Raw genomic sequence first — 21,984 nt, forward strand, 5'->3', positions numbered from 1 at the left:
AGCAGGGTCCGGGGGGCGTAGGAAAGCGACGAATCGGGTGGCCCAAGAGGGCTGGATGCGCCTTTGCGGCGGTCGCTGCCCTACTGCTTGGGCATCACGGCATGCAGGCGCGTGCCATGCCCCGGACTGCTGTCCACCGACAGCTTGCCGCCTGCGGCCTGCACGCGATGTCGCATGCCGGCCAAGCCGTGGCTCGCACGTGCGGCCTGCTGCTGCAGGTCGAAGCCCCGGCCGTTGTCGCTGACTTCCACCTCGACATGGTTCTCATAGTCCTTGAGGACGATGGTGGCCTCCTGGGCCTGGGCGTACTTGCCGATGTTGGTGAGGCCTTCCTGCACCATGCGGTAGATGGTGAGCTGGCGCGACTCGTCCAGTTCGACCGGCTCCAGCGCCATGTCGACCTGGATGCCCGAGCGCTCGGCGAACTCGCGGCCGAGGATCTCGAGCGAGGCCACCAGGCCGAGGTTCGACAGCGACGAGGGCCGCAGGTCTTCGATGATGCGCCGCTTGAGGGCGATGCCCGAATTCAGCAGTTCGGTCAGGTGGGCCAGGCGCTGGGCGGCATCCGGCGAATCGCCCAGGCGCGACTTGAGCCGCGCCACATCGAGCTTGGCGGCCGTGAGCAGGGCGCCCAGTTCGTCGTGCAGTTCACGGGCCAGGTAGCCGCGCTCGGACTCCCGCACCTCCTGCAGGTGCGTCGCCAGTTCGGCCAGCGACGCCGTGCGGTCGCGCACTTCCAGCTCCAGCGAGTTGCGTTCGCGTTGCAGGGCCTGCTGCTGGCGGTCGTTGGCCTGCTGCAGTGCCGAGGTCTGGCGAAGATAGAGCACGAAGGCCAGCAGGGCCGCCAGGACGATCAGGCCGATGCCCACACGGGCCAGGCCCAGGGCCTGCGAGATCTGCAGTCGCCCTTCCTCGACCGACCGGGTGCTGAACGCCATGAGCGCATCGGCCTCCTGGCGGATGCCCTGCATTTCCTCCCGACCCACGTCCGTGCTGAGCACGAAGCGCGAGGCGTCCGCATTGCCGGTGCTGAGCATGCGCACGGTCAATTCCATCTCGGCCAGCTTGCGCGACAGGTGGTTGCCCAGTGCGGCGAGATGGCTGCGCTCCATGGGTTTGTCGGCATAGAGCATGCGCAGGCGGTCCATCTGCTTGGGCAGTTCGGCGACCGCGAGGTCATAGGGCTCCCGATAGCGGGGGTCGCCCGTGAGCATGAACCCGCGGGTGCCGGTCTCGGCGTCCAGCGTGTATCGCAGCAGCAGGTGGATGGACAGCCGCGCCTCCTGCGCGCGGCCGATTTCCTCCAGCGCACGGGTCGACCGGTGATAACCCGATTCATTGAAGGCCACGAGCGCGAACGCCGCCAGGATGGCAAGGCTCAGACTCAAGGCTTTCTTCTTGTAAGCCAACAGCGACAGCTTGTGTTTCAGCATGCGTGAGGGGGAATCGGGCCGTCTATTTATTGAATAATGTTTGTCAACGAAAGCTGTGTTGGCGGTGGCAATAAGCCACTGCGACTCGACAAAGGCAACAAATGATCAAGATTGGCATTGTGGACGACCACGCGATCGTCCGGTCCGGACTGAAGCAGTTTTTCTCGGAGCACGTGGACCTGCGTGTGGTGGGGGAAGCCGCGACGGGCCGTGAGGCGATCGAGCTGGTGCGCACCACCGAGCTGGACGTACTGGTGATGGACCTGTCGATGCCAGGGCAGAGCGGCATCGATGCGCTGGCCATGATTCGGGCCAAGGCACCTGACGTGGGCATCCTGATCCTCAGCGGCTATCCGGAGGAGCACTATGCGATGAACCTCATCCGTCAGGGCGCGAGTGGCTACCTCAACAAGGACTGCGACCCGATGGAAATCGTCAACGCGATCCGCACCATCTCGCTGGGCCGTCGCTACATCACGCCCGCGGTGGCCGAACTGCTGGCCCGCCAACTCGACCGCAAGGACGACGCTGCGCCGCATGAGCAACTCTCCGAGCGCGAATTCCAGGTGTTCCTCAAGCTCGCCAAGGGCGAAACCGCCGGCGAAATCGCGAAGACGCTCTCGCTGTCGGTGAAGACGGTCAGCACCTACCGCACGCGCCTGATGGAGAAGATGAATCTTTCGTCCAACAGCGACCTCACCTATTACGCGCTCAAGAACAAGCTGATCGACTGATCGGCAGGGGCCGCGCCTGCAAGGCGCAGCCCTTGTTGCAGACCGCGCCGGGCCTGGCCTCGCGCGGTCTTTTCTTTTTGCGCGGCTCAGTGCGCGGTCGGTTGCTGGGATTGCCACAGGCAATAGTCGACCAGGGCATCGATCTCGTTGGATTTGTCGAAGACTGCGTCGACGCCCAACTGTGCACACCGGCGGCGGATGTCTGGCGTGGCGTAGTTGCTCAGCACCACCACCTTCTGCTGCGGCTTGCGTTCCCGGCAGGCGTTGAGCACACCCAGTCCGCTGCCTTCCTTGAGAAACAGGTCCACGATGGCAAGTTGCCAGTCGCCGCGATGGTCGCGCAACCATTGGCGCGCGTCGGTCTCGGTCTCGGCATAGCCCACTGCGCTCACCGGCGTGAGTTCTTCGAGCGTTCCCACCAGGTTCTCGCGGATGGTGACGTTGTCTTCGACGATGTAGGTATGCAGTCTGCCGCTCATGATGGGTGAGGGGGCCGGCCAGGGCCCGTGCCGCGCTTGCGGTAACAGGCAGGGAGTGGCGACCCGATGCTGGTACTGGATAGATCGTAGAAGCGCGTTCTGCCGACCCTGCAATCCCGGATGGCCTGTTGCTGTAGGAGCGTGCCGACGATGGCGCCGTAGGTGTCTGCGCACAGGGGGTGCGGCGACCGGCCGACCTGCGGCCACAGTGGTGGGAATTATGTTCACGTCATTCGTTCAATCCGGCCGTGGGCGTTGGATGGTCCGCTGGGCCAGCCATCACCGCCTGCGCCTTGCAATCAACATGATGACGGCATCCGAGAGGTGGACCATGAAAGGCATTCTGGGTTTCCTGCTGGCAGGCGGTCTCGCCTTGCTCGCGGCATGGGTGGTCGTGCAGGGTGAGCCGGGCTCCGCCGAACTGCATCTGGTGAACGCCGTCACCGCCGATGCCCAGGGCGGGGTGGGCAAGGGCTGGTTGTCGTTCTTCGTCGGCCCTTGAGGCGGACGGCCGCATTCCATGCATCCATCCACCGCCGCAGCCCCCGCTGCCGCTGTACCACCTCGCGGCGGGCGATGGCTGCGGCGCATCCTGATCGCGCTCGCAATCCTGATTGTCGCGGTAGTGTTGATCGTCCTGTTCTTCCCATGGGATGTCCTGCGCGGTCCCATCAATCGCTACGTGAGCGAGAAGACCGGGCGGCGTTTCGAGATCACGCGGCACCTCGATGTGAAGCCGGGCCTGCGCACGGCGCGCATCACGCTCGATGGCATCGAGTTCGATAACCCCAGGTGGGCAAGGGACCCACTCCTGGTCGGCGCCGACAAAGCCGAGATCGACATCCGTATCTGGCCGCTGATGCGCAAGCAGGTGGACATTCCCCGGCTGATGTTGAGCGCCCCCCGGATCGGCCTGCAGATGGAAGAGGACGGGCGCAAGACCTGGGCCCTCGAAAAAGGCGACGATGGCGAAGCGGGTCGCGGCACCACGCCGCGCATCGGCGTGCTGCAGGTCGATGGCGGCCATCTCGATTTCCTGGCCAAGCACCTGGGCGTGGACATGCGGGTCGACTTCGCCTTCGATACCCAGAAGGGGGACATGCCCCTTTCCTACCAGATGAAGGGGCGTTACCAGTCCCAGCCGCTGAGTGCCCAGGGCCGTACGGGCAATGTGCTGCTGCTCACTCAGGCCGGGGTGCCGCCCTTTCCTTTCGAGATCCACGCCACGGCTGGCGGGACCCGCCTGGATGCTTCAGGCAGCATGGCCGCACTCACCGAACTGGATGGCGTGGATGCCAAGGTGCGGCTGAAGGGCCGCAACTTGGGCGATCTCTACCGTCTGATCGGCGTGGCGCTGCCGGACACCTCTCCCTACCAGGTCGAAGGCCGCCTGCTCAAGACCGGCAACACCTGGCAGGCGCAGAAGCTGTCGGGCAAGCTCGGGCTGTCGGACATCGGCGGCGAGCTGCAGTTCGAGAAGGGCGCTTCCCGTCCGAAACTGAGCGGCAAGCTCGCGTCGAAGGTCATGGACATGGACGACCTCGGCCCGCTCATCGGTCTGCCGCCGACGGAACGCTCGGCCAAGGCCGTCGATGGCGTGGAGGCGCCCGTCACGCTGGAGAAGACCCGCCGCCGTGGCGCGGACGTCCGGGTGCTGCCGACCGCGCCTCTGGACTTCGAACGGCTTCGCGCCATGGACGCCGATGTGCGCTACACCGCGGAGCGCATCCGCAATGTGCGCGAGGTGCCGCTGCAACGTGGCAGTGTGCAGGTGGCGCTCAACGACGGCGTGCTGGCGCTCAAGCCGCTCGACCTGGGCGTGGCGGGCGGCAGCATCCAGGGTGCCGTGCGCATCGACGGTTCGCGCAACCCGGCCGACATCCGCATGGCGTTGGATGTGAAGGCGCTGCAGCTCAATCAGCTGATTCCCAAGGTCGAATCCACCAAGAGCAGCCTGGGGCGGCTGGATGGCCGCATCAACCTGGCGGGGCAGGGGACGTCCGTCGCCAACTGGCTCGGTGCGGCCTCCGGCGATGTGGCGGCCATGACGGGGCGCGGACAGTTCAGCAACCTCTTGCTGGAGATCGCCGGCCTGGACGGAGGCGAGGTGCTGGAATTTCTGCTGCGCGGCGACAAGAACGTGCGCATGCGCTGCGCGGCGCTGGCCTTCGACGTGAACAAGGGCGTCATGAACGGCCGCACGCTCATCTTCGACACCGACGACACGCTGTTCACGTCTACCGGACAGGCCAGCCTGAAGGACGAGACACTGGACTTCGTCATCCGGCCGCAGCCCAAGGACAAGAGCATCCTGAGCCTGCGCACACCCCTGACGGTGCGTGGACATTTCGGTGATCCCCGCCCCGGCGTGGAAGCCGCACCGCTGGTCGCGCGCGGCGCCGCAGCCCTGGCACTCGGCGCCATCAATCCGCTCCTGGCGCTGGCGGCCACGGTCGAGACGGGGCCGGGCGAGGACGCCGATTGCGCCGGTGCACTCGCGGAAGCACGCCGGCCCGAGTCGAGCGAGGCGGCCAAGGCGGCGGAACGGGCCAAGGCCGTGCGCCGCTGAGCGTTCACCCCTGGCGGTGCATGCCCCCGCAGACAGGGCATTCAGGATCGCGCCGCACCTGAAGCGTGTCGAAGCGGCTCGCCCGGCCGTCGAACATCAGCAGGCGGCCCGTCAGCGTGCCACCGATGCCGGCGACGAGCTTGAGGGCCTCGTGCGCCTGCAAGGTGCCCAGAGTGCCCACGGCAGGGGAGAACACGCCCATCACCGCGCAGCGTGTCTCCTCGAACTCGGCATCGGGCGGAAAGAGGCAGGCATAGCAGGGACTGTCCGGCTGGCGCGCGTCATACACCGACAGTTGGCCGTCGAAGCGGATGGCCGCGCCTGCCACCAGCGGCTTGCGATGGGCGACGCAGGCGGCATTGACGCGGTGACGGGTCTCGAAGTTGTCGCTGCAGTCCAGCACCACGTCGGCCTGCGGCACGAGTTCCTCCAGCAGCGGGCCATCCGCGCGGGCGCGGACCGTGCGGATGTCGATCCCGGGATTGAGCGCCCGCATGGCCTCGGCCGCCGACTCCACCTTTGGCATCCCCACCCGCGCGCTGCTGTGGGCAATCTGGCGCTGCAGGTTGGTCACATCGACGACGTCGTCATCCACCAGGGTGATCCGCCCCACGCCTGCGCCCGCCAGGTACAGCGCCACGGGCGAACCCAGCCCGCCGGCACCGATGACGAGGGCATGGGCGGCCGACACACGCTCCTGCCCGTCGATGCCGAACTCCTCCAGCAGGATATGGCGCGAATAGCGCAGAAGGTCTTGGTCGTCCATGGCTCGGCGGGGCGCAGGCGCTTCGGCGGTCCCGACAAAGACATCGGCCTCCACGCGGGAGGCCGATGCGTCGCGGAAGCCGGGGCGCTACGCCTCAGTTTTCCTTCTTCTCTTCCTTGTTCTCCACGATCACCTGCGTCTTGCTGGCGACCACGGGCTGGCCCTTGAGCTGGTTGATTGCCTGCATCAGCGGGAAGTCCTTGTCCGTGCCGAACTCGGGCGTGACCCGTGCCTGCGGCGACTTCTTGGTTTCCTCTTCGAGGCGCTTGCGGGCTTCGTCGCGCTGCTTCTCCAGCTCGGGGTCCTTCTTCTCGGGACCCTGGCCGCTGGACAGGTGCTTCTCGAGGTCGGCCTCGCGCATGCGCAGCACGGCGAAGGGGCTGCCTTCGGCCGTGTCGTCCACCAGCACGTTCGGCACGATGCCCCGGGCCTGGATCGAGGTGCCGCTGGGCGTGTAGTAGCGCGCGGTGGTGATCTTGAGGCCGGTGTCCGGACCCAGCGGACGCACCGTCTGCACGGAGCCCTTGCCGAAGGTCTGACTGCCCATCACCGTGGCGCGCTTGTGGTCCTGCAGGGCGCCGGCCACGATCTCGCTCGCGGAGGCCGAGCCTTCGTTGACCAGCACCACCAGCGGCACCGTCTTGAGGCCGGCCGGCAGGTTGCGCAGCGGGTCGCTGCCCGAGCGTCGCTGGTAGTCGGCGGGGATCGCCTTGTAGACCTGCTTGCTTTCGGCCAGTTGGCCGTCCGTGGTCACCACGGTCGAGCCCTGCGGCAGGAAGGCGGCGGACACGGCCACCGCCGCGTCGAGCAGGCCGCCCGGATCGTTGCGCAGGTCGAGCACCAGGCCCTTGAGGTTCGGGTCCTGCTTGTAGATCTCTTCGATCTTCTTGGCGAAGTCGTCGACCGTGCGTTCCTGGAACTGCGACAGGCGGATCCAGGCGTAGCCGGGCTCCATCACCTTGCCGCGCACCGACTGCGTGCGGATCTCCTCGCGCGTGATCGTCACCGGGAAGGTGCGGCTCTCGTCCTTGCGGAAGATGGTCAGCAGCACCTTGGTGCCCGCCTCGCCGCGCATGCGCTTGACGGCCTCGCTCAGCGTCAGGCCCTTGACGGCGGTGTCGTCGATCTTGGTGATCAGGTCGCCGGGCTTGAGGCCGGCGCGGAACGCCGGCGAGCCCTCGATGGGCGAGACGACCTTAACGAGACCATCCTCCTGAGAGATCTCGATGCCCACGCCCACGAAGCGGCCTGAGGTGCCCTCGCGGAATTCCTTGAAGGACTTCTTGTCGAAATACTGGGAGTGCGGGTCGAGCCCGGCCACCATGCCGGAGATGGCGTCGGAGATGAGCTTCTTCTCATCCACCGGCTCCACATAGTCGGTCTTGATCATGCCGAACACCGCGGCGAGCTGCTGCAGCTCTTCCAGCGGCAGTGGCGCCAGGGCCCCGCGCGCCATCGTCTGCAGCGAGACGGTGGTGAGCGCGCCGGCGACCGCGCCTGCGGCAATCCAGCCGGTGATCTTCAATTTCTGGCCCATGGGCAGCGTCCTTTCGGGAGACCCGATCCGTCGTTCACAAAATCGGCAATCAATATACGCGGACTTTGGAAGCGGAAATGGCCCCGCGGGTTCCGTCCGTATCCGTGAATCAGGCTTTGCCCTGGGAGGCGACCGCGGCGGCCGCCTTTTCGGCCGTTGCCGCGTCGCCCAGGTAGTAGTGGCGCAGCGGCTTGAGGTCGTCGTCCAGCTCGTACACCAGCGGAATGCCGTTGGGGATGTTCAGGCCCACGATGTCGCTGTCGGAGATGCCGTCCAGGTACTTCACCAGGGCGCGGATCGAATTGCCGTGGGCGGCCACGACCAGCCGGCGGCCGGCGCGGATGGCCGGGGCCATCGACTCGTTCCAGAAGGGCAGCACGCGCGCGACGGTGTCCTTCAGGCATTCGGTCAGCGGCACCTGCTCGGGGTCGAGCCGGGCGTAGCGCAGGTCGCCGCGCTCGCTGCGCGGGTCGGTCGGCTCCAGTGCCGGCGGCGGGGTGTCGTAGCTGCGGCGCCAGACCAGCACCTGCTCGTCGCCGTACTGCTTGGCCATGTCGGCCTTGTTCAGGCCCTGGAGCGCGCCGTAGTGGCGCTCGTTCAGGCGCCAGGAATGGACGACCGGCAGCCACGTACGGTCCAGCTCGTCCAGCACATGCCACAGGGTGCGGTTGGCCCGCTTGAGCACGCTGGTGTAGGCGACGTCGAAGTCGTAGCCCTGCTCCTTGAGCAGGCGGCCGGCCTGCTTGGCCTGCTCGATGCCGGTGTCGGTCAGGTCGACGTCGGTCCAGCCGGTGAAGCGGTTCTCGAGGTTCCAGGTCGATTCGCCATGGCGGATCAGCACCAGTTTATGCATGGGGTCCCTTACGTGTCGCCGGAGTAAAACCGCCATTCTAAAATTGCCGGTTTGCCATCTCGGAAGCTTCCCGTGAAATTCATCCTCGACAACTGGGCCCTGATCCTCCTCGCACTCGGCTCGGGCGGCATGCTGGCCTGGCCGGTGCTGCGCGGCGCGGGCCAGGGCTCGCTCAGCGCCCAGGGCGCGGTGCAGATCATCAACCGTCAGAAGGGCGTGCTGATCGACGTGCGCGAGCCCGAGGAGTTCGCCGCCGGCCACGCCGTCGGCGCGCGCAACGTACCGCTCGCCGAGCTGGAGCAGAAGCTGCCGGGCGTGGTCAAGAACAAGGCCCTGCCGGTGCTGCTGATGTGCGCGACCGGCGCCCGTGCCCAGCGCGCTGTCGCCGCCGCCAAGAAACTGGGCTACGAACAGGCCCAAGCCGTGGGTGGCGGGATGAAATCCTGGAACGAGGCTAACCTGCCCGTCGAGAAGGTGGCCGCCAAGGCCTGAACGCCTTCCGTCCCATCCCGCATTCACCCGCCCACGAGGAAATCCATGCAAGCCGTGAAGATGTACACCACCGCCGTCTGTCCCTACTGCATCCGTGCCAAGCAGGTGCTCAAGGCCAAGGGCGTGGACAGCATCCAGGAGATCCGTGTCGACGCCGACCCCGCGGCCCGCGACGAAATGATGCGCCTGACCCAGCGTCGCACCGTTCCGCAGATCTTCATCGGCGACACCCATGTCGGCGGCTGCGACGACCTGATCGCGCTCGACGGCCGGGGCGGTCTGGTGCCGCTGCTGCAAGGCGCCTGAGAGGGCTGGGGCCGGCCGGGCCTGTCGTCGGCACAGGCCATAATCGAACGCTTTCGCGCCCGCTGACCGCGGGCCTTTTTGTCCCGACACACCTCCAAGCACCATGGCCGACCAACAAGCCGCAGAACCCGTCTTCCAGATCCAGCGCGTCTACCTCAAGGACCTGTCGCTGGAGCAGCCCAATTCGCCGGCCATCCTGCTGGAGCAGACCCAGCCCACCGTCGACATCCAGCTGGGTGTGGAAGCCCAGAACGTTGCCGAAGGCATCTTCGAGGTGAGCGTTTCGGCCACCGTGCAGACCAAGATCGACGACCGCACCGTGTTCCTGGTCGAAGCCAAGCAGGCCGGCATCTTCGAGATCCGCAACCTGCCCGAAGACCAGATGGGCCCGATCCTGGGCATCGCCTGCCCGCAGATCGTCTATCCCTACCTGCGCGGCAACGTGGCCGACACCATCCAGCGCGGCGGCTTCCCGCCCGTGCACCTGGCCGAGATCAACTTCCAGGCCATGTACGAACAGCAGCAGGCCCAGGCCGCCGGTCAAGGCCTGCCGGCCAACGCCCAGTAATTGCCTGAGGCGTCCGCCGCCATGCGCATCTGCGTGCTCGGCGCCGGCGCCTGGGGCACGGCGCTGGCGATCAGCGCCGCGACCCACCCGGCCGGGCACCGTGTGGTGCTCTGGGGCCGGGACGCCGCTCAGGTTCAGGACATGGCGCGCAGCCGCGCCAATCCCCGCTACCTGGCGGGCGTGAGCTTCCCTCCCTCTCTTCTTCTCCAGTCCGGCGACGCCCGCGAGGCTTGGCGCGAAGCCGACCTCGTGGTGCTGGGCACGCCCATGGCTGCCCTGCGCGCGCAACTGGCGGCGTTGGCCGCGGCCGGTTGCACCGTGCCGGTCGCCTGGCTGTGCAAGGGCGTGGAGCCGGCCAGCGGACTCTTTCCCCATGAGGTGCAGGCCGAGGTGGCGCTGAAGCTGCGCGCCGGCCTGCTGAGCGGCCCCAGCTTCGCGCTGGAAGTCGCCCAGGCGCAGCCCACGGCCCTGGTGGCGGCGAGTGCCGATGCCGAAGTGCGCGAGCGCCTGGTCGCGGCCTTCCACGGGCCGGCGCTGCGGGTCTACGGCAACGACGATGTCACGGGCGTGGAGGTCGGCGGCGCGGTCAAGAACGTGCTGGCCATCGCCACCGGCCTGGCCGACGGGCTGGCGCTGGGCCTCAATGCGCGCGCTGCACTCATCACCCGCGGGCTGGCCGAAATGACCCGGCTGGGCACCGCACTGGGGGGCCGGGCCGAGACCTTCATGGGCCTCTCCGGTCTGGGTGACCTGGTGCTCACCGCCACCGGTCACCTGTCGCGCAACCGACGCGTGGGCCTGCTGCTGGCCGAGGGTCGGACGCTGGACGAGGCGGTCCGCTCGCTCGGCCATGTGGCCGAGGGCGTCAACTGCGCCCGGGCCGTGGTGCAGCGGGCGCGGCAGCTGGGGGTGGAAATGCCCATCGCCGAATCGGTGGTAGGCCTGCTCGACGGGCGCCTGCAGCCGGCGCAGGCGGTGGCCGCGCTGATGGGGCGCGAGCCGACGCACGAGGCCTGAATCTCAGCTCGGCGCGTAGGCCAGCCGCACGTAGATGGGCGCGAAGGCCTCGGCCTGGGTGATCTCCACCAGCGTTTCCTTGCCCAGCTCCAGCAGGGCGATGAAGGTGACGACCAGCACCGGCACGCCGCGCGTGGCGTCGAACAGCGACTCGAATTCGACGAAACGGCGCCCCTGCAGCTGACGCAGCACGATGCTCATGTGCTCGCGCACCGACAGTTCCTCGCGCGAGATCTTGTGGTGCTGCACCAGCTTGGCCCGCTTGAGGATGTCGGCCCAGGCCTGGCGAAGGTCGTCCAGGCTCACGTCCGGAAAGCGCGGCCTGAGCGACTGCTCGATGTAGACCTGCGCCTTCCAGAAATCCCTGCCATAGGTGGGCAGCGCATTGATGGCGGCGGCCTGCATCTTGGCCTGCTCGTATTCCAGCAGGCGGCGCACCAGCTCGGCGCGCGGGTCTTCGGCCTCTTCGCCGTCCGCCGTCTTCTTGGGCGGCAGCAGCATGCGTGACTTGATCTCGATGAGCATCGCCGCCATCAGCAGGTACTCGGCCGCCAGCTCCAGATTGCGGCTGCGGATCTCGTCCACGTAGGCGAGGTACTGGCGGGTGACGCCCGCCATGGGGATGTCGAGGATGTTGAAGTTCTGCTTGCGGATCAGGTAGAGCAGCAGATCCAGAGGCCCCTCGAAGGCCTCCAGGAAGACCTCCAGTGCATCGGGCGGGATGTAGAGGTCGTTCGGCAGTGCGAACAGCGGCTCGCCGTAGAGGCGGGCCAGCGCCACCTGGTCCACCACCTCGGGCATGGCGGCGACCGCGGGGCGGTCGTCGTCGTCCGCGGTGGCGGCAGGCAGCGCGGGGGTGGTGCTCAATGCGACTTCGTCTGGTAGACGTAGGGCTGCTGCGCCACGGCAGCGGCCTCGAACTCGGCCTGGGTCTGGCGGTCGATCTGCTTGTCCCACAGCAGGGCGCGGCCGGCGCGCTGTTCGGCTTCGAGCGTGGGCTTCTGCTCGCGCAGCTTCTCGATGAACTGGGTGGCGTCGGAGGTGTAGTGGGGGCGGCCGAAGATCGACATAGACTGGTGCAGCTTCTTGTGACGGGACGAGGGGCGCGATTTTAACGACGGGGCGATGGGGAATCGATGACCACTGGCAGGACCGCGGCGCGCATCGCCGCCGCATTCACCGCGCTGGCCGCCCTGGCGGGCTGCGACCCGCAGCGCATCGACCGGCTGGAAGAGGGCGTGGCCACCGAGGCCGACGTGCGCGCCCAGTTCGGCGAGCCCGAGAACATCTGGGAGTCGCCCTCTGGCCGGATGCTCGAATACAACCGCCAGCCCGCCGGTCGCAAGAACTACATGATCACCATCGGCCCCGACGGTCGCATGAGCGCCCTGCGCCAGGTGCTCACGCCCGAGAACTTCGCTCGCGTGAAGCCCGGCATGCCGATGGAAGAGTTGCGCAAGCTGCTGGGCAAGCCCGCCAAGGTGACACGCTATGCGCTCAAGCAGGAGACGGAATGGGACTGGCATTGGACCCAGCCGCCCAATACGCCGATGGTGTTCACCGCGGTGCTGAACGACCAGCAGTACGTGCTGCGCAGCGGCTCGTCGCAGGACCGCAGCGTCGAGGCGCCCTGACTCTCGCCGGGGCCGGGCTGGACGCCGGACGTCGGGCCTGGTTCGCCCCAGGCTCCTGGATGGCACGCCTCGGAAGGGCCCGCCCGTTCAGTCCTTTTCGCCGGGCAACACCGCGTCGGCCGCGGCACCCACGGCCTTGCCGGTGATGCGCGCCGTCCCGATGGCCGCATCGGCCGCCAGGCCGACCGCCCCGGCGCCCACGCTCACGGCGGTGGCGCCGACGGACACGGCCGCGCCGGCCACCGACACGACGGCGCAGCCTCCCAGGGCGCCCACGGCCAGCGAAAGGACGACGGCCCGCGCGGCCCAGGCGGCTGGCGATGGGCGGTCGATGGCGAGTAGAGGCATCGGCGATCGAGCCCGGTGGCCGCTCAGCGCACCCGCATGCCCGGCTGGGCACCCGGCCACGGCTCCAGCACATGGATGCCGGGCTGCGCCTTCTCGTCCGCATGGCTGGCGGCCAGCACCATGCCTTCGCTGACGCCGAACTTCATCTTGCGCGGCGCCAGGTTGGCCACCATGACGGTGAGCTTGCCCACCAGTTGCGCCGGCTGGTAGGCCGAGGCGATGCCGCTGAAGACGTTGCGCGTCCTGCCTTCGCCCACGTCCAGCGTCAGGCGCAGCAGCTTGGTGGAGCCTTCCACCTTCTCGCAGGCCACGATCCTGGCGATGCGCAGGTCGATCTTGGCGAAGTCGTCGATGGTGATGGTGGGGGCCAGGGCCTCGCCGCCGGGCAGGTCCGGCGCTGCGTCGGCCGCGGGTGCCGCGGCAGGGGCGGGCGGCGTGAAGAGCTGCTCCAGCACCTTCGGGTCTACGCGCGTCATCAGGTGCTTGTAGTCGCCGATGGCATGGCCGGCGCCCAGCGCGCGGGCGGCGTCGGCCCACTGCAGCGGGCCGATGTTCAGGAAGGCCTCGACCTGCGCGGCCAGCGCCGGGAGCACTGGCTTGAGGTAGAGCGTGAGCAGGCGGAAGGCCTCGATGCAGGTGGTGCACACGTCGTGCAGCCGCGCCTCCTGGCCGGCCTGCTTGGCCAGTTCCCAGGGCTTGTTGGCGTCGACATAGGCATTCACCTGGTCGGCCAGGGCCATCACCTCGCGCAGGGCACGGGCGTAGTCGCGGCTGTCGTAGAGCTGTCGTATCTCGTCTCTTGCGTCACGCAACTCGCTGATAAGAAGGACTGCTTCGCCGTTATTTGGGTTCGTGAAATCACTCAACCTTCCGCCGAAGCGCTTGGCGATGAAGCCGGCCGAGCGGCTGGCGATGTTGATGAACTTGCCCACCAGGTCGCTGTTGACGCGGGCGACGAAGTCCTCGGGGTTGAAGTCGATGTCCTCGTTGCGGCCGTTGAGCTTGGCGGCGATGTAGTAGCGCAGCCATTCGGGGTTCAGGCCCAGGCTCAGGTACTTGAGCGGGTCGATGCCGGTGCCGCGGCTCTTGCTCATCTTCTCGTTGTTCACCGTCAGGTGGCCGTGCACGAAGATGCCGTCGGGCGCCTTGCGGCCGCTGAAATGCAGCATGGCGGGCCAGAACAGGGTGTGGAAGGTGATGATGTCCTTGCCGATGAAGTGCACCTGTTCCAGGTCGGGCTGGGCCATGTAGGCCTCGTAGTCCTCGCCCTTCTTGCCCAGCCAGTTCTTGAGCGAGGCCAGGTAGCCCACTGGGGCATCGAGCCAGACGTAGAAGTACTTGCCCGGCGCGTCGGGGATCTCGATGCCGAAATAGGGCGCGTCGCGGCTGATGTCCCAGTCGCCCAGGCCGCCGGTGCCGTCTTCCTTCTTGACCAGCCATTCGCGGATCTTGTTCTGTACCTCGGGCTGCACATGGCCGGGGGCCGTGGTCCACTCCTTCAGGAAGGCCTCGCAGCGCGGGTCCGACAGCTTGAAGAAGAAGTGGTCGGAGCTGCGCAGCTCCGGCCTGGCGCCCGACAGCGCCGAGTAGGGGTTGATCAGCTCGGTGGGCGCATAGACGGCGCCGCACACCTCGCAGTTGTCGCCGTACTGGTCCTTGGCGTGGCAGTTCGGGCACTCGCCCTTGATGAAGCGGTCGGCCAGGAACATGCCCTTCTCGGGGTCGTAGAACTGCTCCACCGGGCGCGTCTCGATCAGGCCGGCGGCCTTCAGGTCGCGGTAGATCTGCTGCGCGAGTTCGTGGTTCTCGGGCGCGTCGGTGGAATGCCAGTTGTCGAAGGCGATGTGGAAGCCGTCGAGGTAGGGCTTGCGGCCGGCCGCGATCTCGGCCACGAAGGCCTGGGGCGTGATGCCCGCCTTGTCGGCGGCGATGGTGATGGCCGCGCCGTGGGCGTCGTCGGCGCAGACGAAGTTGACCTCGGCACCGTTCATCCGCTGGAAGCGCACCCAGATGTCGGCCTGGATGTATTCCATGATGTGGCCGATGTGGAACTTGCCGTTGGCGTAGGGAAGGGCGGTGGTGACGAAGAGCTTGCGCGCTGCGGGCATGGATGTCGGTCTCGCGGATGGGCCGGTCGTGTCGCGGCAGGGCGCCGCGCTCTGGCAGGGTCGGGCATTTTAGGTTTGGGCCCGCGTCGCAGCCGTATGCTTGCGGCTTTGCCCGCAGACCCCGAAGGAGGAAGCCCCGTGACCACCCCCCGCATTCCCGCCACCCTGATCTCCGGCGACGGCATCGGCCCCGAGATCATGGAAGCCACCCTGGCCGCGCTCGACGCCCTGGGCTCGCCCTTCGAGTGGGACCCGCAGATCGCCGGCCTGGGCGGCGTCAAGACCTCGGGCGACCCGCTGCCAGAGGCCACGCTGGAGAGCATCCGCCGCACGCGGCTGGCGCTCAAGGGCCCGCTGGAGACGCCGTCGGGCGGTGGCTACCGCAGTTCCAACGTGCGGTTGCGCGAGGCCTTCCAGCTCTTCGCCAACGTGCGCCCGGCGCGCACCATCATCCCCGGCGGTCGCTTCGACAACATCGACCTGCTGGTGGTGCGCGAGAACCTCGAGGGCCTGTACATCGGCCACGAGCACTACATCCGCATCGAGGACGACCCGCACGCCGTGGCCATGGCCACCGGCATCAACACCCGCCAGGGCTGCAAGCACATCCTGCGCTATGCCTTCGACGCCGCCGTGGCCCAGGGCCGCAAGAAGGTGACGGTGGTGCACAAGGCCAACATCATGAAGGCGCTCACGGGCATCTTCCTGGAGACGGCCGAGCAGCTCTACGCGGCCGAATATCAGGGCCAATTCCAGTTCGAGACCATGATCGTGGACGCCTGCGCCATGAAGCTGGTGCTCAACCCCTGGCAGTTCGACATGATCGTCACCACCAACCTGTTCGGCGACATCCTGTCCGACCTGGTGGCCGGACTGGTGGGCGGCCTGGGCATGGCGCCCGGCGCCAACATCGGCGCCGATGCGGCCATCTTCGAGGCGGTGCACGGCTCGGCGCCGGACATCGCCGGCAAGGGCATCGCCAACCCCATCGCGCTGATGCTGGCCGCGGCGCAGATGCTGGACCACGTCAAGCGCGTCGACCTGGCCGACCGTCTGCGCACCGCCATCGACCAGACGCTCAACGTCGACAACGTGCGCACCGGCGACCTGGGCGGCGGCGCCAACACCATCGCCTTCACCAAGGCGCTGGTGGCCCGCATCAAGGGGGGTGCATGACGACCGAGCAGAACCTGCCCATCCTTTCGCCTTCCGAGGCCCGGGTGCTCGGCGTGCTGATCGAGAAGCAGCGCACCGTGCCCGACAGCTACCCGCTCACGCTCAACAGCCTGTTGGCCGGCTGCAACCAGAAGACCAGCCGGCACCCGGTGATGGAGCTGGCCGAGGCCGAGGTGCAGGACGCGCTGGAAAGCCTGCGCCGCCGCAGCCTGGTGGACGAGAGCAGCGGCGGCCGGGCCATGCGCTACGGCCACAACACCGACCGCGTGCTGCGGCTGCCCTCGCAGTCGGTGATCCTGCTGGCCGTGCTCATGCTGCGCGGCCCGCAGACGGCGGGCGAACTGCGCATCGCCAGCGACCGCATGCACAACTTCGCCGACATCTCCTCGGTCGAAGGCTTCCTGGACGAGATGGCCGAGCGGCCGGCCGGCGCGCTGGTGGTCAAGCTGCCGCGCCTGCCGGGTGCGCGCGAGAGCCGCTGGGCGCACCTGCTGTCCGGGCCGGTGGCGGCGGAGCTGATGGCGGTGCCGGCGGCGGGTGCCGCTGCGACGGCGACCGGGGGCGACGCCGGCGAGACGGCCGCCCTGCGCCTGCGGGTGGACCGGCTCGAAGCCGAGGTCGCCACCCTCAAGGCCACGCTGGCCAAGGTCTGCGCGGACCTGGGCATCGACGTCGCCTGAAAGCCGCGCTGTCCGCCCACGTCCCGGATGAGCCCCTCTCCCCTCGCGGGAGAGGGAGAAAGACACGCGACGGCCGCGCGATCCCTTGGACCCGTCGTGCCGTACTCCCGCTGTCACCCAGCGGACGGCCCTCGCGAGGCCGGCTGCGCTACCTTCCGTGTCCCCCAAGAAACAGGGCCGCCCGCGCCCACCGAGACACCCATGACGCACCCCGCCGCCCTGGCCCAATGGCACCGCCTGGTGCAGACCCACGACAGCGCCGGCCTCTGGGCCCTGCTGGCCGAGGACGCCGTCTTCCATTCGCCCGTGGTGCACACGCCGCAGGTGGGGCGGCCCATCGTCAGCGCCTACCTCACGGCGGCCTTCCAGGTCTTCTTCAACGACAGCTTCCGCTACGTGCGCGAAACCATCGCGGCCGACCATGCCGTGCTCGAATTCGCCGTCACGCTCGATGGCATCGAGGTCAACGGCGTGGACATCATCAGCTGGAACGCCGATGGCCGCATCACCCAGTTCAAGGTCATGCTGCGGCCGCTCAAGGCGGTGAACCTGATCCACCAGCGCATGGGCGAGATGCTGGCGGCCCGCAAGGGCGGCTGACGACGGCGCGGCGCGGGGCGGGCCGCGGCAGTAGCATCGCGCGCACCGCCATGCCCGGACCGCCGCCATGACCCTCGAATCCGATCCGACCGCGAACACACCGGGCGGCTTCGACCTGCGCCGCTGGCGCGCGCTGGAAGGCGCTTCGCCCGCCCGCGAGCCCTGGCAGGCACTGCCCGGCCACGAAGTGCGCCGCTCCAGCCAGGGCCTGCCCTGGCCGGGTCTGATGCTGTGGCACCAGGTCGGCCCCGAGGGCGACCTCTACGTGCCGCCCACGGCCGAGCACACCATCCTCGTGCGTCGCGCCATTCCCACCGACCTGCTGCAGCGCCACGGCGCAAGCGTGGGCCGCACCCGTTGGCAGCCGGGGCAGGCCGTGGTCGTGCCCGCGGGCCTGCCCAGCTTCTGGCGCAGCGCCCGGCCGCGGGACAACCTGCACATCGACGTGGCCCCCAGCTGGCTCCACCGCAGCGCGCAGGCCGAGGTCACGCTGCACAGCTGTTTCGGCCGCGACGACCCCGTGCTCGACGGCTTCGCCCGCATGCTGCTCGGTGCGCTGGACAGCCAGGCGGCGCTGCACAGCGGCTTCGGCGAGCATGTGGCGCAGGCCCTGGCGCTGCACCTGCTCAGCCACTATGCCGGCCCGCACCGGGCGTTGCGCGGTGGCGCCTGGCTGCTGCGACGGCAGATGCAACAGCTGGAGGAGGCAGTGCGCGAGGCGCTCGACGCCCACTGGACGGTCGAGCGCATGGCGCGGCTGGTGGGCCTGAGCAGCTTCCACTTCGCGCGCGCCTTCAAGGCCTCGTACGGCATGACGCCGCACGCCTGGCTGAACGCGCAGCGCATGGCGCACGCCGCCCAGCTGGTGCGCGAGACCTCGCTCGACATCGCCGAGATCGCGGCGCGCACCGGCCACCGCTCGGCGCCGCATTTCTCGCAGGCCTTCCGGCGGCACTGGGGCCAGTCGCCGACGGCGTGGCGACGCGGCGGCTGAGCGCCCGCCGATCCGTCTCAGGACTTTCCCGCAGTGGCGCAAGGCGCCGACAGCCGGCGCAACAAACCGACAGGCCTCCATCGCCGCCCACGGCACAGTGCGCACCGAGCCCGGCAGCACCGAGACCGGGCCTGAAGGAGACCTCGCCATGACCGACCGCCGCCAGTTCACCGCCCGCCTGCTGGGCACCCTGGGCGCCACCGCCGCCCTGCCACTGTGGCCGCGCCTGGCCTCGGCGCAGACGCCCGAGGTGGTGCGCATCGTCGTCGGCTTTCCGCCCGGCGGCAGCACCGACAACGTGGCCCGCCGCCTGGCCGAGAAGCTGCGCGGCGCCTATGCGCCCACGATGCTGGTGGACAACCGGCCGGGCGCCGGTACGCAGATTGCGGTCGGTGCCGTCAAGGAGGCCGCGGCCGATGGCGGCACGGTCCTGCTGTCGCCGCCAGCGCCCTTCAGCGTCTATCCCTTCACCTACCGCAAGCTGCCCTATGCACCGCAGGACGTGGTGCCGGTGGCGATGGTGTGCACCTTCCCCTTCGCCTTCGCCGTCGGGCCCGCGGTGCCGGCCAGCGTCCGGACGCTGCCCGACTTCATCGCCTGGGCCAAGGCCCATCCGGCGCAGGCGGCCTTCGGCTCGCCCGCCGCGGGCTCCACGCCGCACCTGCTGGGCAGCCTGCTGGGCAAGATGGCCGGCGTGGAGCTGACCCATGTGCCCTACCGCGGCGACGGGCCCGGCCTGCAGGACCTGATGGGCGGCCAGGTGGCGGGCTACTCCACCGTGCTGGGCAGCTACCTGCCGCAACTGCGTTCGGGCCGGCTGCGCCTGCTGGCCGTCAGCGGCAGCGCGCGCAGCCCCTTCGCGCCGGAGCTGCCCACCTATGCGGAGCAGGGCTATGCGCTCGACAACACCGAATGGTTCGGGCTCTTCGTGCCGGCCCGCACGCCGCAGGCGGTCATCGAGCGGCTGGCGACGGCCGCCCGCGCGGCCGTTGCGCAGCCGGACTATGCGCAGGGCCTTGCCGAATTCGGCATGAGCGCGCAGTTCCTCGGTCCCAAGGAACTGGCGGCGAAACTCAAGGCCGACACCGACTTCTGGCGCGTGCAGGTGCCGCGCATTGGCTTCACGGCCGACTCCTGAAACCCTGCCGGCGAGCGATTCGCCGGCCTGTCCCCGGCGACCGCCCATGACCCCCTCCGAACACCCGCTCACCCCCCTCTGGACGCCCGATGACGCTCGCCGCGACCGCGCCCTGATCACGGCCTTCGCACAGTGGCTGCAGCGCGAGCGCAGCCTGTGCTTCGACGGCTACGAGGCGTTGTGGCAGTGGTCGGTGCAGGACACGGAGGGCTTCTGGCGCGCGGTGCTCGACTTCTTCGCGCTGCCCTTCGACCCGCCGCCCGCGCGCATGCTGGAGGACGCGCCCATGCCCGGCGCGCGCTGGTTTCCGGGCGCGCGGGTGAACTTCGTGCAGCAGGTGCTGCGCCACGAGGGGCTGCAGACGCCCGCCATCGTCTACGAGAGCGAGGCCGGTGGCAGCGGCGAGATCGGCTGGGCTGAGCTGCGGCGTCAGGTCGGCGCCGTGGCCGCCACGCTGCGCGACCTGGGTGTCGAACCCGGCGACCGCGTGGCGGGCTACCTGCCCAACATCCCGCAGACCGTCGTGGCCTTCCTGGCCGCCGCCAGCCTGGGCGCCATCTGGACGCTGTGCGCGCCCGACATGGGGCCGGTGAGCGTCGGCGACCGCTTCCGCCAGGTCGCGCCCAAGGTGCTGATCGCGGTCGACGGCTACCGCTTCGCCGGCAAGCCCTTCGACCGCCGCGCGCCGCTGGACGAGATCCTGGCCGGCCTGCCCAGCGTGCAGGCCGTGCTCTGGGTGCCGCACCTCGCGGCCGATGCCGCACCGCCGCCGCAGGTGCAGGCCCGGCGCTGGCTGCCGTGGGCCGACGCCCTGGCCATGCCGTCGGCCTTGGCGCCGCAGCCGATGGCGGCGGACCACCCGCTGTGGATCCTCTATTCCTCCGGCACCACCGGCCTGCCCAAGCCCATCGTGCACGGCCATGGCGGCGTGCTGGCCAACGGCATGGTCAACATGGTGCTGCACAACGACCTGCATCCCGGCGACCGGGTGCTGTGGGCCGTCAACACCTCGTGGATGGTGTGGAACGCCCACATCATGAGCCTGCTGGGCGGCGCGACCGTGGTGCTGTACGACGGCAGCGTGACGGGCGACGGGCCCGAGCACGATTGGGGCCACCTGTGGAAGCTCGCCGGCCGCACGCGCGTCAACTTCTTCGGTGCGGGCGCGGCCATTCACCAGGCCTGCATGAAGGCCGGCATCGTGCCGCGCGACATCGCCGACCTGGACGCGCTGCACACACTCGGCTCCACCGGCTCGCCGCTGTCGCCCGAGGCCTGCGCCTGGATGTACGCGTCGATCCGGCCCGACCTGTGGCTCAACGTGGTCTCCGGCGGCACCGACCTGGCCGGCGGCTTCCTGGTGGGCCTGCCCACGCTGCCGGTGTACCTGGGCGAGATGCAATGCCGCACCCTGGGCGCCCGCGTCGAGGCCTGGAGCGACGACGGCCGCCCGGTGATGGACGAGGTCGGTGAACTGGTCTGCGTCAATCCGCTGCCCTCCATGCCGCTGTTCTTCTGGGGCGACGAAGATGGCAGCCGCTACCGCGAAAGCTATTTCGACACCTTCCAGGACGCGGCGGGTCGCCCCGTCTGGCGGCATGGCGACTGGCTGCGGCTGGTGCCCCGGCCGCACGCCGTGGGCGGCGTGATCTACGGACGCTCCGACGCCACCATCAACCGCCAGGGCGTGCGCATGGGCACGGCCGAGTTCTACCGCGTGGTGGAACAGCTGGAGGAGGTGGCCGACAGCCTGGTTGTGGACCTCGAATACCTGGGCCGCCCCTCATGGATGGCCCTGTTCGTGCAACTGCGGCCCGGCATCGAGCTGGACGAGCCGCTGCGCCAGCGCATCCGGCAGGCCCTGCGCACCGGCCTGTCGGCACGCCACGTGCCCGACGAGATCGTGCCGGTGGCGCTGGTGCCGCGCACCATCACCGGCAAGAAGCTGGAACTGCCCGTCAAGAAGCTGCTGCTGGGCCAGCCGGTGGAGAAGGTGGTCAAGCGCGATGCGCTCGCGCAGCCCGCGGCCATCGACTGGTTCGTGGACTTTGCGCAGCAGTACCTGGCGCGCTCGACCTCATAGCTCCGTTGTCCGACAGCGGGCGCGCGCCCGGCTTCCTACGATGGCACGCAGGGGGAGAGCCCGGGGTGCCGTCGCCGCAACACACAACTACAGGACACGCGACCTGACCCGAACCCGCCGGCGCCATCCGCGGTGCCGGCCCGTTTCGAGCAAGGGGTCTGGCGATGTCCACGAACACGCCGCGCACGCGCGCGGCCACCACCGGCAGCCGTGAACAGGCGCGCAAGCTGGAGGAAGAAGGCCGCCTGAAGCCGGGCAGCCGGCGCCGCCGGCCCGCGCAGTCCCAGGATGCGGACCTGCCGCCGCCGCACGAGCCTGGCAGCCACGATGGCGAAAAGGTCAGCGAGAAGGGCGACGCCAGTGGCGCACCTCATCCCGCCGCCAAGGGGCGCGACGCCCCGGTGGATGTGCGTTGAGCGCGCGGTGTCGAATCCGCCCGCAGGCTTCGCTGGGCATGCCGTGCCTGCGT

Annotated in this window: 24 protein-coding genes; 15 read left to right on the top strand and 9 right to left on the bottom strand. The window is 68.9% G+C overall.

The annotated features are described in order from the left end of the window. Positions 1–80: 80 nt before the first annotated feature. Positions 81–1,433, bottom strand: a complete 1,353-nt coding sequence (locus ACT54X_RS10955; RefSeq protein ID WP_017761763.1) for a CHASE3 domain-containing protein — start codon at positions 1,431–1,433, stop codon at positions 81–83. A gap of 101 nt (positions 1,434–1,534) precedes the next feature. Here ACT54X_RS10955 and ACT54X_RS10960 point away from each other — a divergent pair, with 101 nt between their 5' ends. After that, positions 1,535–2,167 (top strand): response regulator, encoded by a 633-nt coding sequence (locus ACT54X_RS10960; RefSeq protein ID WP_017761764.1) that lies wholly within the window; start codon positions 1,535–1,537, stop codon positions 2,165–2,167. 86 nt (positions 2,168–2,253) lie between these two features. Here ACT54X_RS10960 and ACT54X_RS10965 read toward each other — a convergent pair whose 3' ends face one another. Continuing rightward, entirely contained in the window at positions 2,254–2,646 is a 393-nt protein-coding gene (locus tag ACT54X_RS10965; protein ID WP_295371749.1) for a response regulator, read from the bottom strand. A gap of 331 nt (positions 2,647–2,977) precedes the next feature. On the opposite strand from ACT54X_RS10965, the gene ACT54X_RS10970 reads away from it, so the two are divergent. Both ACT54X_RS10970 and ACT54X_RS10975 read left to right on the top strand, forming a co-directional pair. Further along, a complete protein-coding gene (locus ACT54X_RS10970; protein ID WP_476346472.1) occupies positions 2,978–3,148 on the top strand; it encodes a hypothetical protein in 171 nt (56 codons plus the stop codon). Positions 3,149–3,166: 18 nt separating this feature from the next. Beyond that, positions 3,167–5,215, top strand: coding sequence for an AsmA family protein (locus ACT54X_RS10975; protein WP_476346474.1), 2,049 nt, complete (start codon positions 3,167–3,169; stop codon positions 5,213–5,215). 4 nt (positions 5,216–5,219) lie between these two features. Here ACT54X_RS10975 and ACT54X_RS10980 read toward each other — a convergent pair whose 3' ends face one another. From ACT54X_RS10980 to gpmA, 3 genes are all read right to left on the bottom strand, one after another. Next, on the bottom strand, positions 5,220–5,981 hold the full coding sequence (locus ACT54X_RS10980; RefSeq protein ID WP_476346476.1) for a HesA/MoeB/ThiF family protein: 762 nt from the start codon (positions 5,979–5,981) through the stop codon (positions 5,220–5,222). Between the two features lie 94 nt (positions 5,982–6,075). Then, positions 6,076–7,518, bottom strand: a complete 1,443-nt coding sequence (locus tag ACT54X_RS10985) for a S41 family peptidase (RefSeq protein ID WP_234197668.1) — start codon at positions 7,516–7,518, stop codon at positions 6,076–6,078. Between the two features lie 109 nt (positions 7,519–7,627). Next, complete coding sequence (gpmA, locus tag ACT54X_RS10990; protein WP_476346479.1) at positions 7,628–8,371, bottom strand: 2,3-diphosphoglycerate-dependent phosphoglycerate mutase; 744 nt, start codon at positions 8,369–8,371, stop codon at positions 7,628–7,630. 72 nt (positions 8,372–8,443) lie between these two features. Here gpmA and ACT54X_RS10995 point away from each other — a divergent pair, with 72 nt between their 5' ends. The 4 genes from ACT54X_RS10995 to ACT54X_RS11010 all read left to right on the top strand — a co-directional run bounded on the left by ACT54X_RS10995 (position 8,444) and on the right by ACT54X_RS11010 (position 10,754). Then, a complete protein-coding gene (locus tag ACT54X_RS10995) occupies positions 8,444–8,863 on the top strand; it encodes a rhodanese-like domain-containing protein (protein ID WP_294376849.1) in 420 nt (139 codons plus the stop codon). Between the two features lie 45 nt (positions 8,864–8,908). Continuing rightward, complete coding sequence (gene grxC / locus ACT54X_RS11000; protein WP_017761772.1) at positions 8,909–9,169, top strand: glutaredoxin 3; 261 nt, start codon at positions 8,909–8,911, stop codon at positions 9,167–9,169. A gap of 103 nt (positions 9,170–9,272) precedes the next feature. Continuing rightward, positions 9,273–9,737 (top strand): protein-export chaperone SecB, encoded by a 465-nt coding sequence (gene secB, locus ACT54X_RS11005; protein ID WP_017761773.1) that lies wholly within the window; start codon positions 9,273–9,275, stop codon positions 9,735–9,737. A 21-nt stretch (positions 9,738–9,758) separates the two neighbouring features. After that, positions 9,759–10,754: an NAD(P)H-dependent glycerol-3-phosphate dehydrogenase gene (locus ACT54X_RS11010; RefSeq protein ID WP_476346754.1), complete on the top strand. Its 996-nt coding sequence runs from the start codon at positions 9,759–9,761 to the stop codon at positions 10,752–10,754. A gap of 3 nt (positions 10,755–10,757) precedes the next feature. On the opposite strand, the gene ACT54X_RS11015 is transcribed toward ACT54X_RS11010, so the two are convergent. Beyond that, the gene (locus ACT54X_RS11015) at positions 10,758–11,555 is read right to left on the bottom strand and encodes a segregation and condensation protein A (protein WP_294377044.1); all 798 of its coding nucleotides are present in this window, start codon (positions 11,553–11,555) and stop codon (positions 10,758–10,760) included. A 62-nt stretch (positions 11,556–11,617) separates the two neighbouring features. After that, positions 11,618–11,824 (bottom strand): DUF3460 family protein, encoded by a 207-nt coding sequence (locus ACT54X_RS11020; RefSeq protein ID WP_017762266.1) that lies wholly within the window; start codon positions 11,822–11,824, stop codon positions 11,618–11,620. Positions 11,825–11,890: 66 nt separating this feature from the next. Between ACT54X_RS11020 and ACT54X_RS11025 the strand changes: the two genes are divergently transcribed. Then, positions 11,891–12,388, top strand: a complete 498-nt coding sequence (locus ACT54X_RS11025; RefSeq protein ID WP_294376844.1) for an outer membrane protein assembly factor BamE — start codon at positions 11,891–11,893, stop codon at positions 12,386–12,388. A gap of 87 nt (positions 12,389–12,475) precedes the next feature. On the opposite strand, the gene ACT54X_RS11030 is transcribed toward ACT54X_RS11025, so the two are convergent. Together ACT54X_RS11030 and metG are read right to left on the bottom strand one after the other, a co-directional pair. Then, positions 12,476–12,736 (bottom strand): hypothetical protein, encoded by a 261-nt coding sequence (locus ACT54X_RS11030; protein WP_294376842.1) that lies wholly within the window; start codon positions 12,734–12,736, stop codon positions 12,476–12,478. A gap of 23 nt (positions 12,737–12,759) precedes the next feature. Beyond that, entirely contained in the window at positions 12,760–14,844 is a 2,085-nt protein-coding gene (metG, locus tag ACT54X_RS11035; protein WP_476346482.1) for a methionine--tRNA ligase, read from the bottom strand. 198 nt (positions 14,845–15,042) lie between these two features. Between metG and ACT54X_RS11040 the strand changes: the two genes are divergently transcribed. The 7 genes from ACT54X_RS11040 (at position 15,043) to ACT54X_RS11070 (ending at position 21,931) form a co-directional block, all read left to right on the top strand. Then, entirely contained in the window at positions 15,043–16,020 is a 978-nt protein-coding gene (locus ACT54X_RS11040; RefSeq protein ID WP_425326697.1) for an isocitrate/isopropylmalate dehydrogenase family protein, read from the top strand. Beyond that, the gene (locus ACT54X_RS11045; protein WP_354321988.1) at positions 16,017–16,700 is read left to right on the top strand and encodes a YceH family protein; all 684 of its coding nucleotides are present in this window, start codon (positions 16,017–16,019) and stop codon (positions 16,698–16,700) included. Before ACT54X_RS11040 ends, ACT54X_RS11045 begins: the two co-directional genes overlap by 4 nt. 201 nt (positions 16,701–16,901) lie before the next feature. Next, positions 16,902–17,300, top strand: a complete 399-nt coding sequence (locus tag ACT54X_RS11050) for a nuclear transport factor 2 family protein (protein ID WP_295527413.1) — start codon at positions 16,902–16,904, stop codon at positions 17,298–17,300. A gap of 67 nt (positions 17,301–17,367) precedes the next feature. Beyond that, the gene (locus tag ACT54X_RS11055) at positions 17,368–18,294 is read left to right on the top strand and encodes a helix-turn-helix domain-containing protein (protein ID WP_476346485.1); all 927 of its coding nucleotides are present in this window, start codon (positions 17,368–17,370) and stop codon (positions 18,292–18,294) included. Between the two features lie 148 nt (positions 18,295–18,442). Continuing rightward, on the top strand, positions 18,443–19,432 hold the full coding sequence (locus ACT54X_RS11060; RefSeq protein ID WP_476346487.1) for a Bug family tripartite tricarboxylate transporter substrate binding protein: 990 nt from the start codon (positions 18,443–18,445) through the stop codon (positions 19,430–19,432). A 46-nt stretch (positions 19,433–19,478) separates the two neighbouring features. Beyond that, complete coding sequence (locus tag ACT54X_RS11065; protein WP_476346488.1) at positions 19,479–21,515, top strand: acetoacetate--CoA ligase; 2,037 nt, start codon at positions 19,479–19,481, stop codon at positions 21,513–21,515. Between the two features lie 164 nt (positions 21,516–21,679). Beyond that, positions 21,680–21,931, top strand: coding sequence for a hypothetical protein (locus tag ACT54X_RS11070; protein WP_476346489.1), 252 nt, complete (start codon positions 21,680–21,682; stop codon positions 21,929–21,931). Positions 21,932–21,984 lie beyond the last annotated feature (53 nt).

The organism is Pseudacidovorax sp. DMC4, from assembly GCF_056314265.1.